The organism is Streptomyces sp. NPDC107528, assembly GCF_055639295.1.
On record NZ_JBVKAV010000009.1, the window covers coordinates 318248 to 334102 of the forward strand.

At 71.7% G+C, this 15855-nt stretch carries 14 protein-coding genes; 6 read left to right on the plus strand and 8 right to left on the minus strand.

Going from position 1 to position 15855, the window contains the following annotated elements; all coding sequences use genetic code 11:
• Nucleotides 1-90: 90 nt before the first annotated feature.
• The 5 genes from ACZ7L5_RS28635 to glyA are packed head-to-tail and all read right to left on the minus strand — an operon-like array spanning nucleotide 91 to nucleotide 6424.
• Nucleotides 91-714 carry a sarcosine oxidase subunit gamma gene (locus ACZ7L5_RS28635; RefSeq protein ID WP_471519962.1) on the minus strand — a complete coding sequence of 208 codons (624 nt, stop codon included), beginning with the start codon at nucleotides 712-714 and terminating at the stop codon, nucleotides 91-93.
• Nucleotides 707-3571, minus strand: coding sequence for a sarcosine oxidase subunit alpha family protein (locus tag ACZ7L5_RS28640; protein ID WP_471519964.1), 2865 nt, complete (start codon nucleotides 3569-3571; stop codon nucleotides 707-709). The genes ACZ7L5_RS28635 and ACZ7L5_RS28640 overlap by 8 nt, the downstream gene beginning before the upstream one ends.
• Nucleotides 3568-3867 carry a sarcosine oxidase subunit delta gene (locus ACZ7L5_RS28645; protein ID WP_328883716.1) on the minus strand — a complete coding sequence of 100 codons (300 nt, stop codon included), beginning with the start codon at nucleotides 3865-3867 and terminating at the stop codon, nucleotides 3568-3570. Before ACZ7L5_RS28645 ends, ACZ7L5_RS28640 begins: the two co-directional genes overlap by 4 nt.
• A 23-nt stretch (nucleotides 3868-3890) precedes the next feature.
• Complete coding sequence (locus tag ACZ7L5_RS28650; RefSeq protein WP_471519966.1) at nucleotides 3891-5111, minus strand: sarcosine oxidase subunit beta family protein; 1221 nt, start codon at nucleotides 5109-5111, stop codon at nucleotides 3891-3893.
• Nucleotides 5108-6424, minus strand: a complete 1317-nt coding sequence (gene glyA / locus ACZ7L5_RS28655) for a serine hydroxymethyltransferase (protein ID WP_471519968.1) — start codon at nucleotides 6422-6424, stop codon at nucleotides 5108-5110. Before glyA ends, ACZ7L5_RS28650 begins: the two co-directional genes overlap by 4 nt.
• Nucleotides 6425-6518: 94 nt before the next feature.
• Between glyA and ACZ7L5_RS28660 the strand changes: the two genes are divergently transcribed.
• Nucleotides 6519-7184: a GntR family transcriptional regulator gene (locus ACZ7L5_RS28660; protein ID WP_362379720.1), complete on the plus strand. Its 666-nt coding sequence runs from the start codon at nucleotides 6519-6521 to the stop codon at nucleotides 7182-7184.
• 68 nt (nucleotides 7185-7252) lie between these two features.
• Here the strand turns inward: ACZ7L5_RS28660 and ACZ7L5_RS28665 are convergent, their stop codons facing one another.
• Nucleotides 7253-8194: an EamA family transporter gene (locus ACZ7L5_RS28665; RefSeq protein WP_471519970.1), complete on the minus strand. Its 942-nt coding sequence runs from the start codon at nucleotides 8192-8194 to the stop codon at nucleotides 7253-7255.
• Nucleotides 8195-8262: 68 nt separating this feature from the next.
• Between ACZ7L5_RS28665 and ACZ7L5_RS28670 the strand changes: the two genes are divergently transcribed.
• From ACZ7L5_RS28670 to ACZ7L5_RS28685, 4 genes are all read left to right on the plus strand, one after another.
• On the plus strand, nucleotides 8263-9129 hold the full coding sequence (locus ACZ7L5_RS28670) for a LysR family transcriptional regulator (RefSeq protein WP_471519972.1): 867 nt from the start codon (nucleotides 8263-8265) through the stop codon (nucleotides 9127-9129).
• Nucleotides 9130-9553: 424 nt separating this feature from the next.
• Complete coding sequence (locus ACZ7L5_RS28675) at nucleotides 9554-10327, plus strand: HAD family hydrolase (protein WP_471519974.1); 774 nt, start codon at nucleotides 9554-9556, stop codon at nucleotides 10325-10327.
• Nucleotides 10327-12813, plus strand: a complete 2487-nt coding sequence (locus ACZ7L5_RS28680; protein ID WP_471520204.1) for a glycoside hydrolase family 65 protein — start codon at nucleotides 10327-10329, stop codon at nucleotides 12811-12813. The genes ACZ7L5_RS28675 and ACZ7L5_RS28680 overlap by 1 nt, the downstream gene beginning before the upstream one ends.
• Before the next feature lie 123 nt (nucleotides 12814-12936).
• Nucleotides 12937-13818 carry a universal stress protein gene (locus ACZ7L5_RS28685; protein WP_471519976.1) on the plus strand — a complete coding sequence of 294 codons (882 nt, stop codon included), beginning with the start codon at nucleotides 12937-12939 and terminating at the stop codon, nucleotides 13816-13818.
• Nucleotides 13819-13821: 3 nt separating this feature from the next.
• Here ACZ7L5_RS28685 and ppk2 read toward each other — a convergent pair whose 3' ends face one another.
• Together ppk2 and ACZ7L5_RS28695 are read right to left on the minus strand one after the other, a co-directional pair.
• A complete protein-coding gene (gene ppk2, locus ACZ7L5_RS28690; protein WP_471519978.1) occupies nucleotides 13822-14625 on the minus strand; it encodes a polyphosphate kinase 2 in 804 nt (267 codons plus the stop codon).
• 291 nt (nucleotides 14626-14916) lie between these two features.
• Nucleotides 14917-15273: a DUF6479 family protein gene (locus ACZ7L5_RS28695; RefSeq protein ID WP_471519980.1), complete on the minus strand. Its 357-nt coding sequence runs from the start codon at nucleotides 15271-15273 to the stop codon at nucleotides 14917-14919.
• Between the two features lie 147 nt (nucleotides 15274-15420).
• Here ACZ7L5_RS28695 and ACZ7L5_RS28700 point away from each other — a divergent pair, with 147 nt between their 5' ends.
• Nucleotides 15421-15804 carry a four-helix bundle copper-binding protein gene (locus tag ACZ7L5_RS28700; protein WP_362379732.1) on the plus strand — a complete coding sequence of 128 codons (384 nt, stop codon included), beginning with the start codon at nucleotides 15421-15423 and terminating at the stop codon, nucleotides 15802-15804.
• Nucleotides 15805-15855: the final 51 nt, after the last annotated feature.

The window sequence follows — 15855 nt, forward strand, 5'->3', positions numbered from 1 at the left end:
GGCTCTCGACCTGTTGTCCAAAACCGGCGCCTCCGGCTCGACAGGTGCCGATCAGCCGGAGGCGGTGGTGAGCGGGAGAGTTCGGGCCCGTCAGGGGACCTCCGGCCCCCGGTACTCGCTCATCGCGTCGATGAGCCAGCGGGCCAGGTAGTCGGCGAACGAGGAGCGCGGGAAGAGCCGGTACGTCGGCTCGTCGTCGACCTGCCACAGCAGTACCGCCACGGGTCCCACCGTCGTGGACATCGCCCGGCCGGGGCCGAAGACCCGGGGATGCAGGTCCAGCGGGCAGCCCTTCTCCAGGACCTGCCGGGCGGCCGGGCCGCCGAGCTCCAGCGTGGTGCGGTTGGCCGAGACGTCCACGACCGAGCCGGGGTCCGCTCCGAGTGCCTCCTTCAACTCGGCGGCCACGGTGGGGCCTTCGGACAGTACGAGCCATTCGTCGGGACCGAGCCAGACGATCGCGTGGGCGCCGGATGCCGTGGTGTGGCCGCACTGTCGGGGGAGTGGCGTCCCCAGGGCCTTCGCCACGCGGTCGGCCGCCTCGGAGGCGGGATCGACACGCAGGTTCACCATCGTGAGGAACGGCCGCTCGGTCAGCGCTACACCCCGGACCCCCGTGACGGTGGCGGCGCGCATCCGGTCCTCCAGATGGGCCAGGGGGCTGGTGCGCAGTGCCACCGGGCCGGAGCCCGTGCCGGTCGTGGGCTCAGCCATCTCGCTTGGTCCCTTCGGGGTCGTAGAGGACGAAGTCGGTCACCTCGACAGGCACCAGGGCCTCGCCCACGGGGGCGAGCAGGGTCTCGCCGATCCTCGCCCGCCCGTCGGTGACGAGGGCCAGGGCGAACGGGCGGCCGAGGGCCGGGCTGTGGTAGCTGGAGGTGACGTGGCCGAGCATCTCCACGGGCACCGTCTCCAAGGAGACGTCCGGTGCGACGAGCTGGGCGCCCTCGGGCAGCCGGGTCGTGCGGTCGGCCGGCAGCAGGCCGACCAGTTGCTTGCGGTCGGTGCGGGAGGTGTCGGCGCGGGAGTAGGACCGCTTTCCGATGAACTCCTTCTGCTTCGAGACCACCCAGGACATGCCCGCGTCCTGCGGGGTGACGGTGCCGTCGGTGTCCTGGCCGACGATGATGTAGCCCTTCTCGGCGCGCAGGACGTGCATGGTCTCGGTGCCGTACGGGGTGATGCCGTACGGTCGGCCGATCGCGTACACCTCCTCCCAGACCGACAGGCCGTACCACGCCGAGACGTTGATCTCGTAGGCGAGTTCACCGGAGAAGGAGATCCGGCAAATGCGGGCCGGGATGCCGGAGGCGAGGGTGGTCTCGCGGAAGGCCATGAAGGGGAACGCTTCGTTCGACAGGTCGACGTCGGGGGCGAGATGGGCTACGACCTCGCGTGACTGCGGGCCCACGACGGCGATCGTCGACCACTGCTCGGTCACCGAGGTGCAGTGGACGTCGAGTTCGGGCCACTCCGTCTGCAGCCACTCCTCCAGCCAGTCCAGGACCCCGGCGGCACCGCCGGTCGTGGTGGTCATGAAGTAGCGGTTGTCGTCGAGGCGCAGGGTCACGCCGTCGTCGAAGATCATGCCGTCGGGCTTGCACATGACGCCGTAGCGGGCCATGCCGGGCTTCAGCTTCTTGAAGGCGTTCGTGTACATGCGGTTGAGGAACTCGCCCGCGTCCGCGCCCCAGATCTCGATCTTGCCGAGGGTGGAGGCGTCCATGAACGCCACTCCCTCACGCGCCGCCCGGCATTCGCGGGCCACGGCCGTGTCCATGTCCTCGCCCGGCCCGGGGTAGTACCAGGGCCGCTTCCATTGTCCGACGTCCTCGAACACCGCACCTTGAGCGACATGCCAGGAGTGGATGGACGTCGTGCGCTCCGGGTCGAACAGCTCGCCCCGCTCACGCCCGGCCAGCGCGGCGAAAGCGATCGGCGTGTACGGGGCGCGGTAGGCAGTGGTGCCGATCTCGCCCAGCGAACCGCCGAGGGCCTCGGCGATCACGCCGATGGCGTTGACGCCGGACGTCTTGCCCTGGTCGTTCGCCGTGCCGAGCGAGGTGTAGCGCTTGACGTGCTCCACGCCACGCATGCCGGCACCGGTGGACCGCCACACGTCGGCGACGGTGACGTCGCGTTGGAGGTCGACGAAATGGGTGTCCCAGGTGGCGGGTTCGCCGTCGGGGGCGGGGACCAGCCATAGTGCGCGCACCGGACCGGGCGCGGATCGCGCAACGCCGAGCGACGGTACGACGACCGGGAAAGCGGCGTCCGTCGCGGCCCGTGCCCCCGCCCGCGCCCCTTCGGCCAGACAGCCGTCGAGGTCGTACGTCCCACGCGCCGCACCCACCACCTGCTGGTCCCGCACGGTTCCGTCGGGGACGAACGCGACCAGCTCCTCGTCCCAGCGCAGCCGACCCTGACGCTGGCTGTGCAGGTGCACCACCGGGCTCCACCCGCCCGAGACGGCGAGCAGGTCGCAGTCGAACGACTCTCGCGTACCGGTGAGTTGGCCGTCCTCGTCGAGGGCCTGCACGGTGACGCCGGTGAGCCGTTCGCCGCCCGCGGCGGACACCACCGCGCTGCCCGTCAGCACCCGCACCCCGGTCGCCCCGGCGACCTCGGCGGCCCTGCCGGACAGTTCGGGGCGCGCGTCCACGACGGCGGCGATGTCGATCCCTGCGGCGTGGAGATCGTCGACTGTGTCGTACGCGTCGTCGTTGGTCGTGCTGACGACAGCCCTCGAACCCGGCACCACCGCATACCGGTTGAGATACGAACGCACGGCCCCGGCAAGCATCACCCCGGGCAGGTCGTTGCCGGCGAACACCAAGGGACGCTCGTGGGCCCCGGTCGCCAGGACCACCTGGCGGGCCCGGATGTGCCACAGCCGCTGACGCGAGACTCCCTCGGACGGGTCGGGGGCGTCGGCCCCGAGGTGGTCGGTGCGCCGCTGGAGGGCCAGTACGTAGTTGTCGTCGTACGACCCGAACGCCGTGGTGCGTTGCAGGACCACGACGTCGGGGGCGGCGTCGAGGGCCGCGCGCACCTCGGCGACCCACTCGAGGCCGGTCCGCGTGCCCGAGAGCAGCGAACCGCCGGGCTCGGGCTGGTCGTCGACGAGGATCACGCGGGCGCCGGAGCCGGCGGCAGCGGCGGCGGCCGCGAGTCCGGCCGGTCCGGCGCCGACCACCAGCACGTCGGTGTGGACGTACTTCTTGTCGTAGACCGCGGGGTCGGGTGTCGGGTCGAGCCGGCCCATCCCCGAGAGGGTGGTGGCGGACAGCCCGTCGTACAGCTCCACAGCCGTGGCCGGGAGCATGCCTTCCGAGCACGAACCGTCCATCTGGAGCAGGGCGTTGGGCTCCTCCACGCCGGCGGCGACGATGCCGCGCGGGCGGCCGCGGTAGAGCGACGGGGCGACCTCGACAACACCGTTCGCCAGCATCGCGGAGGCGACGGTGTCGCCGGGGTGACCGGTCAGCTCCCGCCCGTCGACGGTGAACCGCAGCACGCGGGCACGGTCGATACGGCCCCCCTGCCGCCGCCGGAATCGCTGGTCGGTCATCGGTTGTTCCCTCCGGCCTGGGGCAGTTCGGGGCGGGGCTCGTCGAGCCGGTAGGAGCGCAGCACCTCGTAGGTGACGGTGTCGCGCAGGACGTTGAACCAGCGACGGCAGCCGGTGCTGTGCATCCACCGCTCGGCGAAGGGGCCCTTGGGGTTGTCCCGGTAGAACACGTACTCGGCCCACTGCTCGTCCGTGAGGTCGGCGGGGGTCTCGGGGTAGGGGACATGCGCCTGTCCGCCGTAGTGGTACTCGGTCTCGTCGCGGGGGCCGCACCATGGGCAGCTGATCAGCAGCACGGTGTCCTTCTCTCAACTGGCTTTCAGTGGGCCACGGCTGCCGCGCCGTGCTCGTCGATCAACGCACCCGTCGCGAAACGTTCGAGGGCGAACGGGGCGTTCAGCGGATGCGGTTCGCCCGTGGCGATGGTGTGCGCGAAGGTCCAGCCGGCGGCCGGGGTGGCCTTGAAACCGCCCGTTCCCCAGCCGCAGTTGACGTAGAGGTTCTCGACGGGGGTGGTCCCGATGATCGGGGAGGCGTCCGGGGACACGTCGACGATGCCGCCCCAGGTCCGCAGCACATGCGTCCGGGCGAAGACGGGGAACAGCTCGACGGCGGCGGCCATCTGCTGCTCGATGACGTGGAAGGAGCCGCGCTGCCCGTAGCCGTTGTACGAGTCGACACCGGCGCCCATCACCAGCTCGCCCTTGTGGGCCTGAGACACGTAGACGTGCACGTGGTTCGACATGACGACCGTCGGGTGAACCGGCTCGTGCAGCTCGGAGACCAGTGCCTGCAGTGGGTGGGACTGCACCGGCAGCCGTACGCCCGCCCGCTCGGCGAGCACACTGCTGTGCCCGGCGGACGCGAGCCCGACCCGGCCGGCGAGGATGCGGCCCCGGTTGGTCTCGACGCCCACGACCCGGTCGTCGTCCTTGAGGAAGCCGGTCACCTCGCAGCCCTGGATCAGGTCCACGCCCATCTCGTCGGCCCGGCGGGCCAGCGCCCAGGCGACGTGGTCGTGCTTGGCGATACCGGCCCGGGGCTGGAAGGTGCCGCCGAGGACCGGATAGCGGGTGCGGGGCGAGACGTTGAGGATGGGGCAGACCTTGGCGACCTCGTCCGGTTCGAGCCACTGGGCGTCGACACCGTTGAGGCGGTTGGCGTTGACGCGCCGCACGCCCTCGCGGACGTCCTGGAGGGTGTGCGCGAGGTTGAGGACGCCGCGCTGGCTGAACAGGAAGTCGTAGTCCAGCTCCTCCGGGAGCTCCTCCCACAGCTTGAGCGCGTACTCGTAGATCGCCGCGCTCTCGTCCCACAGGTAGTTCGAGCGGATGATCGTGGTGTTGCGCGCCATGTTGCCGCCGGCCAGCCAGCCCTTCTCCAGGACGGCGACGTTGGTGATGCCGTGGTTCTTGGCGAGGTAGTACGCGGTGGCCAGGCCGTGCCCTCCGGCGCCGACGATGACGACGTCGTACGAGGAGCGCGGCTCGGGGTTGCGCCAGAGGAAGTCCGGGTGCTCCGGCAGCGGTTCGGCGGTCATGCCGTGGCTCCGTCGAGGTGGGGGTACAGGGGGAACGCGCCGGCGAGCTTCTCGACCCGCTCGCGCAGCAGGCCCGCGTGCTCGTCGCGGAACTGCTCGTCCTTCAGGGTTTCGGCGATGATGTCGGCGACCTCCCGGAACTCCGCCGCCCCGAAACCCCGGGTGGCCAGGGCCGGGGTGCCGATCCGCAGCCCCGACGAGACCATCGGCGGGCGCGGGTCGAACGGCACCGCGTTGCGGTTGACGGTGATGCCCACGCGGTGCAGCCGGTCCTCGGCCTGCCTCCCGTCGAGCGCGGAGTGGCGCAGGTCGACGAGGACCAGGTGGACCTCGGTGCCGCCGGTCAGCACGGTGATCCCGGCCTCGGCCACGTCGTCGGCCAGTAGCCGGCCGGCGAGGATGCGGGCGCCGTCCAGGGTGCGCTGCTGGCGTTCCTTGAACTCCTCGCCCGCCGCCACCTTGAAGGCCACCGCCTTCGCCGCGATGACATGCTCCAGCGGGCCGCCCTGCTGGCCCGGGAAGACCGCCGAGTTGATCTTCTTGGCCAGGTCGGCACGGCTGAGGATCACCCCGCCGCGCGGGCCGCCGAGAGTCTTGTGCGTGGTGGTCGTCACGACGTCGGCGTAGGGCACCGGGTTCGGGTGCAGGCCCGCGGCCACCAGGCCGGCGAAGTGCGCCATGTCCACCATCAGGTACGCGCCCACCGCGTCGGCGATCCGCCGGAACGCCGCGAAGTCCAGCCGCCGGGGATAGGCCGACCAGCCGGCGACGATCATCTTCGGCCGGTGGGCCAGGGCGAGCTGCTCGACCTCGTCCATGTCGATCCGCAGGTCGGACTCGCGCACGTGGTACGGCACGACGTTGTACAGCTTGCCGGAGTAGTTGATGCGCATGCCGTGGGTCAGGTGACCGCCGTGCGCCAGATCGAGGCCGAGGATCGTGTCGCCCGGGTCGAGCAGCGCGAACATCGCGGCCGCGTTGGCCTGGGCGCCCGAGTGCGGCTGCACGTTCGCGGCCTGGGCGCCGAACAGCTCCTTCACCCGGGCGATGGCCAACTGCTCGACGACGTCGACGTGTTCGCAGCCGCCGTAGTAGCGACGGCCCGGGTAGCCCTCGGCGTACTTGTTGGTCAGCACCGAGCCCTGGGCCTCCATGACGGCGGCCGGAGCGAAGTTCTCCGAGGCGATCATCTCCAGCGTGGACTGCTGGCGGTGGAGCTCCGCGCCGACGGCGGCGGCGACATCCGGGTCGAGCTCGCGCAGCGGAAGGGAGAGGGGAGAGGCGGACGTGGTGATCGACGGGTTCGCTGCCATCTGTGCACCATCCTGGGAGCCAACTAATGAGCAACTGATATATCAATCTCTGCGGTACGGTATGAGAGCTCGCCGGACAGGTCAAGGGGGCCTCATGCAGAACGTGGCGACCGCGCCCAGGGGCGAGGAAGTGTCACTCGCCGAGCGGGCCTACCGCGCCATTCGCGACCGGCTCGTCATGCTTGAGATCCGCCCGGGCGCGCCGATCAACGAGGACCAGCTGGCCCAGTCGCTCGGAGTCGGCCGGACGCCGGTGCGTGAGGCGCTCAAGCGGCTCCAGTACGAGCGGCTCATCACCACCTACCCCCGACGCGGCACCTTCGCCACCGACGTGAACATCACCGACCTGGCCCACATCTCCGAGGTACGCCTGGAACTGGAGCCCCTGGCCGCCGCGCAGGCCGCACGCCGCGCGACGGCCGCGGACCGGGCCGTCCTGACGGCCCTGCGGGTGGAACTGGAGAGCGAGGGGCCCCGGCAGCGCGCCGCCGCCGAGCTCATGCACCTGGACCTTCAGGTCCACCGAGCGATCTACGCCGCCACGCACAATCCGTACCTGGAGGACACCCTCGTCCGCCACGACAATCTGGCGACCCGCATCTGGTGTCTGTTCGTCGACCGGCTGTCCGACATGGCCGGCCATGTCGAGGAGCACGGACCGCTGGTCGAGGCGATCGTCGCCGGGGACCCCGACAAGGCGGCGCAGCTCGCCCGCAGCCATGTCGAGGGCTTCGAACGGGCCGTCCGCGACGCCATCTGATCCGCGAGGCGCGATGGCGGCACCGACAACTCGCCTGCGCACTCCGGGAGTTGGTGAATTGCCCCGCGTCAGTCCCGAGACGTGAGGATGCTCAGCGCATTGGCGGCGACGATGGCGCCGATGCTCGCCCACTCCGGCCCGCCCAGGTCCTGACCCAGACCGATCAGGCCGACCACGGCCGCGAGGACCGGGTTGACGCTCATGAACAGTCCGAAGGCCCGGGCCGGGACGTGCCGGAGGGTGAACAGGTCCGCGAGGTACGGCACGGCCGAGGACAGGAGCCCGGCGGCGACGGCGCAGGCAAGGGCGCCGGCCGTGGGCGGGTGCTGCACGGCGATGACCACGCCGACCGGCAGGAACATCAGGGCGGAGAGGCCGGACGCGGCCGCCGCGCCCTGGGCGCCGGGGATGCGCCGGCCGACGGTGCGGTTGAGCAGGATGTACGACGCCCAGCAGGCGGCGGCCAGCAAACCCAGCGCCAGCCCCACGTAGTCGGTCGTGGGCTGCGGACGCATGAGGGTGATGACACCGGCCGCGGCGATCAGCGCGCAGCACACGTCCACGCGGCGGCGCGACGTGGCCAGGGCGATGGTGAGCGGGCCGAGGAACTCCAGCGTTACGGCCAGGCCCAGGCCGACGCGCTCGATCGACGAGTACAGCGTGAGGTTCATGGTGCCGAACACCAGGGCCAGCGCGGCGACCGGCCACCACTGACTCCAGGTGAACGAGCGCAGCCTCGGCCTGCTGACGGCCAGCAGGACGACGGCGGCGACGTACTGGCGCACGGCGACGACACCGACCGGGCCGAGGACGGGGAAGGCGAGGGAGCCGATCGCGGCGCCGGTCTGGGTGGACAGTCCGCTGCCGAGCATCGTGGCCACACCGGCGAGACGTCCGCCGCTCTGCGCGGGGCCGTCGAGCGGAACCGGGGGCGAGGACACCGGAGCGGGCGAGGACGCGGGAACAGGCGCGAGCGCGGTAGCGGACGCGGGTGCGGGGCGGGTGCGCATACGCCGATCGTGCGACCGCTCGATCTTTGCGCAAAATGCGTCCGCGGAGCCATCTATACGCTTGAGTCATGGATCGAGCCACGGATCTGGAGCTGCGGCAGCTGCGCTGTCTCGTCGCGATCGTCGACGAGGGCACATTCACCGACGCCGCGATCGCCCTCGGCGTCTCCCAGGCGGCCGTCTCCCGCTCCTTGGCCTCGCTCGAACGCGCCCTGGGCGTACGGCTGTTGCGGCGGACCTCCCGCGAGGTGACGCCGACGGGCACCGGACTGCGGGTCCTGGCGCACGCCCGGCGGGTGCTCGGCGAGGTGGACGACCTGGTCCGGGAGGCCGCCTCCGGGCACGCCCGGCTGCGGATGGGCTACGCCTGGGCGGCGCTCGGCAGGCACACCCCGGCGTTCCAGCGTCGCTGGGCCGCCGCCAACCCCGGAACCGACCTGCAGCTCGTCCGCGTCAACTCGGCCACCGCGGGGCTCGTGGAAGGCGCCTGCGATCTGTCCGTCGTGCGCAGGCCGGTGGACGACCGGCGGTTCGAGACCGCCATCGTCGGACTGGAGCGGCGGCTGTGCGCCGTGGCCGCCGACGATCCGCTGGCCCGGCGCCGCTCGGTCCGGCTGGCCGACCTGAGCGGCCGTACCCTCCTGGTCGACCGTCGCACCGGTACCACGACGACCGATCTGTGGCCGCCCGACTCGCGTCCGGCGACCGAGGAGACGTACGACGTCGACGACTGGCTCACGGTGATCTCCACCGGCCGCTGCGTCGGCATGACCGCCGAGGCCACCGCCCACCAGTACCCGCGCCCCGGCGTCGTCTACCGGCCGCTCAGGGACGCCGAACCCATCGCCGTACGGCTGGCCTGGTGGCGCGACGACCCGCCTCCCGCAGCGCAGGCGGCGATCGAACTGCTCACAGGGCTCTACCGGGGCGACTGACGCACAAGGGGCGCCCGGGCGACATCACGGGGACGGAGCAGGACACTGGGGCGGGAAGGGCCCTATCCACTTCTCGCGGATCCTGATTGCGCGGTGCGCGGCCGTCATCCGCTTCCCCGCGCCGGTCTGGGTCCTTCCCGTCACCTCCAGCACACCATGCGCGCGGCTGATGCGCCAGGGACGGTCGGCGCACCTCTGCAGCAGGAGGCGGCGGCAGCGGTGCCGGGTGGTGACAACACGGGCCCGGCGGGTACCCATGAGCGGATCCCGCCGGACGCGGGAGCGCCGTCGAGTGGAGGTGAGGGACGTCGTGCGGTTCGCGTTCTGTGACGCCGGTGCACACGGACATCCCCCGGATGCCGTACGCCCACGGTGCTGCCCCGCACCCGGCCCGGCCGCCGACCTGCCGCGGCGGGGGTGATCGATGCACTCACCCCTCACCCCGGACGGGGCGCGCGAAGCGCTCGCCCCCGCTCTGCGCGACATGCGCGCCGTCGTCTTCGACACCGACGGAGTGATCACCGACTCGGCCCGGGTGCACGCAGCCGCGTGGAAGGTGGCCTTCGACGCCTACCTGCACGCCCACCCGCCCGAGGACCCCGGTCAACGCCGCCCCTTCGACGCGGGGGACGACTATCTGCGCCACGTGGACGGCAAGTCCCGCCTCGACGGTGCCGCGGCCTTTCTCGCCGCACGCGGCATCGACGCGTCGGACGAGACGGTTCGGGCCGTCGCCGAGGACAAGGAGCGCCTCTTCACCGAGAGGCTGCGCGAGCACGGCGTCGATTCCTACCCGGGGACCGTACGGCTGGTGAAGGCCTTGCGCGCGGCGGGCGTACCCCGCGCGGCGGCCTCCGCCTCCCGGCACGCGGGTGAGCTGCTGGAGCGGGCCGGGGTGCTCGCCCTGTTCGACGCACTGGTGGACGGCGGTGAGGCGGCTCGCCTGGGGCTCGCGGGCAAGCCGGAGCCCGACCTCTTCCTGGAGGCGGTCCGCAGGCTCGGCGCCCCCGCCGGTCAGGCCGTCGTCGTCGAGGACGCCCTGGCGGGCGTGGAGGCGGGTCGGCGCGGCGGATTCGGCCTGGTGGTCGGCGTGGACCGGGCCGCGGGTGCGGACACCGGGGCGCGGCTGCTGCGGCACGGCGCCGACATCGTCGTCCGGGACCTCGGAGAACTCTGTGCGGGAGGAGCGCCGACGTGATGGATCGGAGTCTGGAGGCCGCCGAGGGAGCCGACCTGGTCCCGTCGGCCGAGGAAGCGGAGCTGATCGCGAAGGCCGATGGAACGGATCTCGGCTCGGAGGTCGTCGACGGAACGGGCTGGAGCTGGGAGTACGCAGGCTACAAGCCCGGCGACGAACGACTCCGGGAATCGCTGTGCACGCTCGGCAACGGCTACTTCGCCAGCCGGGGCGCGCTCCCCGAGTGCGCCGCCGACGAGGTCCACTATCCGGGGACGTATGTGGCCGGCATCTACAACCGGCTCACCTCCAAGGTGGCGGGCCGCCGGGTCGAGAACGAGGACATGGTCAATGTCCCGAACTGGCTGCCCCTGCGCTTCCGCCTCCCCGGCGGGGACTGGATCCTCCCCGACACCGCGAACGTGCTCGACCACCGGCTGATGCTGCACCTGTCCGTGGGGCTGCTGGAGCGCCGCACGCGGTACGGTCTCGGCGACGACGGTGTGCTGACGGTACGTCAGCAGCGGATGGTGCACATGGGCGACCCTCATCTGGCCGCGCTGCGCACCGAGTTCACGGCCGAGGGATTCTCCGGTCCGCTGGAAGTGGAGGCAGCCCTGGACGGGGGCGTCACCAACTCCGGCGTGGCCCGCTACCGGGACCTCGACGGCCGCCATCTGACCCACATCCACAGCGGCACCTCCGCACCGGACACGGTCTGGCTGCGCTGCCGCACCCGCACCTCCGACATCCGGATCGGCATCGCCTCCCGACTGACCACCGACGCCGACGTACCGGGCACGATCAGCCACGAACGGCCGTACGCCTTCCAGCGGTTGACGATCGACCTGGCACCCGGCCGTACCGTCACCGTCGACAAGACCGTGGCCCTGCACACCTCGCGCGACCCGGCGATCAGCGACCCGCTGCACGCCGCCGTCGACCGGGTGGGCAGCGCCCCCGGCTTCGACGCGCTGGTCGGGTCGCACCTCACGGCCTGGGCCCAGCTCTGGCGCCGGGCCGCGCTCGACGTCCCCGGCGAGTCGGGCCGCATCCTGCGGCTGCACCTCTTCCACGTCCTGCAGACGCTCTCCCCGCACACCGCCGACCTCGACGTGGGCGTCCCCGCCCGCGGACTGCACGGCGAGGCCTACCGCGGCCATGTCTTCTGGGACGAGCTGTTCGTGCTGCCCTACCTCAACATGCACTTCCCGGAGGTCTCCCGCGCCCTGCTCCGCCACCGCCACCGACGCCTCGAACAGGCCCGCACCAGCGCCAGGGCGGCGGGCCACAAGGGCGCGATGTACCCCTGGCAGAGCGGCAGCGACGGCCGTGAGGAGACGCAGCAGCTCCATCTCAACCCGCGCTCGGGACGCTGGCTGCCCGACCACTCCCGGCTCCAGCATCACGTCGGCTCGGCGATCGCGTACAACGTGTGGCAGTACTGCGAGGCGAGCGGCGACATGGAGTTCCTGCACACCAAGGGCGCCGAGATGCTGCTCCAGATCGCCCGCTTCTGGGCGGACAAGGCCGTCTATGACGACAGCCTGGGCCGCCACCGCATCAAGGGCGTCGTCGGCCCCGACGAGTACCACGAGGCGTACCCCGGCGCCGGCGCCCCCGGCCTGGACGACAATGCCTACACCAACGTCACGGCGGCCTGGGTGCTCGCCCGCACGCTCGAACTGCTGGAGAACCTCCCCGAGCCCCGCCGGCGCGAACTCGCCGAGCGCACCGGCCTGGACGGCAGCGAGCTCGAACGGTGGGACGACGTCTCGCGCACCCTCCACGTCCCGTTCCACGAAGACGTCATCAGCCAGTTCGCGGGCTACGGCGACCTGGCCGAGCTCGACTGGCACGGCTATCGAGGCCAGTACGGGGACATCCGGCGGCTGGACCGGATCCTGGAGGCCGAGGGTGACACCGTCAACCGCTACCAGGCCTCGAAACAGGCCGACGTCCTGATGCTGGGCTACCTCTTCGCTCCGTCCGAACTGGGCAGTCTGTTCCATCGGTTGGGCGTCCGGCTGGACGAGCACATGTGGCAGCGCACCGTCGACTACTACATGCACCGCACCAGCCACGGCTCCACCCTCAGCGGCCTGGTCCACGGTTGGGTCCTGGCCCGGTGCCGGCGCAGCGAGGCGTGGACGTTCGTCCAGGAGGCCCTCCAGGGCGACATCGCCGACGTCCAGGGCGGCACCACCGGCGAGGGCATCCACCTCGGCGCCATGGCCGGCACCCTCGACCTCGTCCAGCGTGGACTGACCGGCCTGGAGACCCGCGGCGGCGCCCTGTGGCTGGACCCCGTGCCGCTGCCCGAGCTGTCCTCCTACGGATTCCCCCTGCGCTACCAGGGCCACTGGGGCGTACGGCTGCGCCTGGAGCGCGGGCTGCTGGAGATCGAGGTGCCGTCCTCCGACGCGTCACCGATCGATGTGCGGCTGCCGGGCCGCGGTGTGACGTTGCAGCCGGGGGACACAGGACGGCTGGTGCTGCGCGACTGACCCGGCCCATCCGTCTCATCGGCGGCTTCGCTCCTCGTGACGTCCCGCCCGGTGCGGGATGCGGCAGACGGGGAGACGCTGGGAGGACAACCCTCGCGGATCCTGCGCGGAAAGGGGAGCGCGATGCACGGCCCGGTTGTCGTAGGGGTGGACGGCTCGCCGTCGAGCATGGCGGCCGTGGAGATCGCGGCGCGCGAGGCCGGGCTGCACGGTGTGGGGCTGCGGCTGGTGCACGCCTTCGGCTGGCCGGCCGCGCACATCCCGCACGGCGGGCGGCCCTTCGAGCCGCACAGTGCCGGAATGCGCGAGCTGATCGACGGCACGCTCACCAAGGCCGAGCAGCGCGCCCACGAACTGGCGCCGCACATCGAGATCACGCGTGACGTCGTCGTGGGAGAACCGGTGACAGTGCTGGAGATCGAGTCGCGCACCGCGTCCCTTGCGGTGGTGGGAAGCCGGGGCCACAATCGCTTCGGCGCCCTGCTGCTCGGCTCCACCGCCGGTCACATGGCCGCCCACGCCGCCTGCCCCGTGCTGGTGGTGCGCGGCAGACCGGACCCGGACGGGGCCGTTCTCCTGGCCGTCGACGGCTCGCCCGCGGCACGCGGAGCCGTCGAGTTCGCCTTCGCCGTGGCGGCCGCGCACGGCACCGACCTGGTGGCGCTGCACGCCTGGAGCGTCCGGTCCGAGCGCGCCTACGACAGCCCCGCCGACCCGCCCTTCGTGACGTACGACGAGGGCCGGCTGCGCGACGAGGAGGAGCGCGTGCTCGCCGAGGCGCTGGGCGGGCTGCGTGAGCGATATCCCGACGTCGCCGTGCGCCGCAGGCTGGTGCGCGGCCGGATCCGCCACACCCTCGTCGAGGCCAGCGCCGACGCCGGGCTCGTCGTGGTCGGGGCACGCGGCCGGGGCGGGTTCGCCGGACTGCTCCTCGGCTCGGTCAGTCAGGCCCTGCTGCACCACGCGCAGTGCCCGGTCGCCGTCGTCCGGTCCGGCGGGGGGTGAGACTCACAGGCTCGCCGCGTGGTCCGGAACGTAGTTCTGCAGATCGCGCGGCGGCCGCCGGTATCCGGTCGACTCCGGACGCTCGGGCAGGTCCAGCTCGGGCGGGTGTACGGCCTGGTACGCCACGGAGCCGAGCAGGTGGGCGATCATGTTAAGCCGGGCCCTGCGCTTGTCGTCGCTCTCGACGACGTACCAGGGCGCCTCGGTGATGTCGGTGTGCACCATCATCTCGTCCTTCGCCCGCGAGTACTCCTCCCAGCGGGCGACCGACTCCAGGTCCATCGGGGACAGCTTCCAGCGCCGCAGGGGATCCTCAAGGCGGCGCCGGAAGCGTTCCTGCTGCTCCTCGTCGCTCACCGAGAACCAGTACTTGCGCAGCAGAATCCCGTCCTCCACCAGCATCCGCTCGAAGAGGGGGCACTGGCGCAGGAAGAGCTGGTACTCCTCCTTGCTGCAGAAGCCCATGACGTGCTCGACACCGGCGCGGTTGTACCAGCTGCGGTCGAACAGGACGATCTCCCCGGCAGCGGGCAGATGCCCGATGTACCGCTGGAAGTACCACTGGGTGCGCTCGCGCTCGGTCGGCTTGGGCAGCGCCGCGATCCGCGCGATCCGGGGATTGAGGTGCTCCGCGACCCGCTTGATCGTGCCGCCCTTGCCCGCCGCGTCCCGTCCCTCGAAGACCACGACCAGCCGGGCGCCCTCGGCCCGCACCCACTCCTGCAGTTTCGCCAACTCCAACTGCAGGCGCAGCATTTCCTTCTCGTAGACCTTGCGCGGCAGCTTCTCCACGTTGTTGCCGGCCATGCCGCCTCCCAGCTTCGAACGCCAGAACAGCACCGTACTGACCGGCGACCGTCACTGCACGTCCACCGGCACCGTTGCCGGCGCCTGGTCCCAGGGGCGGTGGAGCACCATCGCAACCTGGCACGGAGGTTCGCCGACGGGGGCGGCTACACAGGGTGAGGCGCATTCGTGACGCCTCCCTCACGGCTCGCTGCTACGAACCGTGGGCTTCCCCACGCTGGTCGGGGCGGACGCCGGCAGGCGGGTGACAGGGTGTGCTCGTGCGTAGGCCTCCGAAGGGTCCCGGAGACGTCACGTACCGCCGCTGCCGAATGACCCGCTGCCGCCCTCGCTCCAGCGCGGGCGTTCCTGCGACGGGCTGGTGCGGGAGGGCATGTTGCCGTGGGCGGGGAGGTCGTGCGGGGTGATCCGCTCATCGCTCTTCGGTACCTCGGCGGGCTCCCGGTGCTCCCGGACCTCGTGGACCGGGCCCTCGGCGGGCAGCTTGGGCTGTTCCTCGGGACGGGGCGGACGCGGTTCCCGGCGCCTCATCCGGGCGCCCAGGACGAAGGCGCCGATGAGCAGCGCCACGACGACCACACCTGCGACGAGCAACCCGACGGCGAGCGCGCCCCGACCTGCGGCGATGTCCATCCAAGTCGTGTCCATGGGCTCGCGGGTACCCCTGGCACGTCGATGAACACGCACGGCATCCGTGAAGAACCCGTTTGCCACGACCAGCTGGAAAGCTGGAACGCCAGGCCACAAGGCGTGACGGTCGGGTTTGGTGCCCCCGGCTCCGGCTACCCGCCCCGTGTGACATCGACAGCATCCCAGCAAGAGCTCGTCCAGTTCCTCGAGGACCGCTTCGCGTGCGCACAGGCCTGCACCGAGTGCGCCCGGACCTGCGCCCTGCGTGCGAGCCTCGTCGATCCGGACGCGGCCGAGGACCAGGACCTCGTGCGACGCAAGGGCATCCTGTGCGCAGAGGTGTGCGATGCGACCTGCCGTGTGCTGTCGGAGCAGGGCCGTATGGACGAAGGGGCCGAGGCCGCCATCCGCGTCCAGCTGGAGTGGACCCGGACCGTGTGCCTGGAGTGCGCCCACGTCTTCGACCGGCACCCGGGCGCCGAGGACGCCGCGAAGGCCTGCCGCGACTGCGCACGGGCCTGCACGGACTTCATGAGCACGCTCGACTGACACTCCCAGCGCCGACGCCGCAGCGGGGCGGAACGCATCCCGCCGCTCCTC

Bases quoted from the DNA above. Each gene is read 5' to 3' on its own strand.
- ACZ7L5_RS28635 (WP_471519962.1), bottom strand. From the start codon at position 714: ATGGCTGAGCCCACGACCGGCACGGGCTCCGGCCCGGTGGCACTGCGC.
- ACZ7L5_RS28640 (WP_471519964.1), bottom strand. From the start codon at position 3,571: ATGACCGACCAGCGATTCCGGCGGCGGCAGGGGGGCCGTATCGACCGT.
- ACZ7L5_RS28685 (WP_471519976.1), top strand. From the start codon at position 12,937: ATGCACGGCCCGGTTGTCGTAGGGGTGGACGGCTCGCCGTCGAGCATG.
- ACZ7L5_RS28650 (WP_471519966.1), bottom strand. From the start codon at position 5,111: ATGACCGCCGAACCGCTGCCGGAGCACCCGGACTTCCTCTGGCGCAAC.
- ACZ7L5_RS28665 (WP_471519970.1), bottom strand. From the start codon at position 8,194: ATGCGCACCCGCCCCGCACCCGCGTCCGCTACCGCGCTCGCGCCTGTT.
- glyA (WP_471519968.1), bottom strand. From the start codon at position 6,424: ATGGCAGCGAACCCGTCGATCACCACGTCCGCCTCTCCCCTCTCCCTT.
- ACZ7L5_RS28675 (WP_471519974.1), top strand. From the start codon at position 9,554: ATGCACTCACCCCTCACCCCGGACGGGGCGCGCGAAGCGCTCGCCCCC.
- ACZ7L5_RS28680 (WP_471520204.1), top strand. From the start codon at position 10,327: ATGGATCGGAGTCTGGAGGCCGCCGAGGGAGCCGACCTGGTCCCGTCG.
- ACZ7L5_RS28695 (WP_471519980.1), bottom strand. From the start codon at position 15,273: ATGGACACGACTTGGATGGACATCGCCGCAGGTCGGGGCGCGCTCGCC.
- ppk2 (WP_471519978.1), bottom strand. From the start codon at position 14,625: ATGGCCGGCAACAACGTGGAGAAGCTGCCGCGCAAGGTCTACGAGAAG.
- ACZ7L5_RS28660 (WP_362379720.1), top strand. From the start codon at position 6,519: ATGCAGAACGTGGCGACCGCGCCCAGGGGCGAGGAAGTGTCACTCGCC.
- ACZ7L5_RS28670 (WP_471519972.1), top strand. From the start codon at position 8,263: ATGGATCGAGCCACGGATCTGGAGCTGCGGCAGCTGCGCTGTCTCGTC.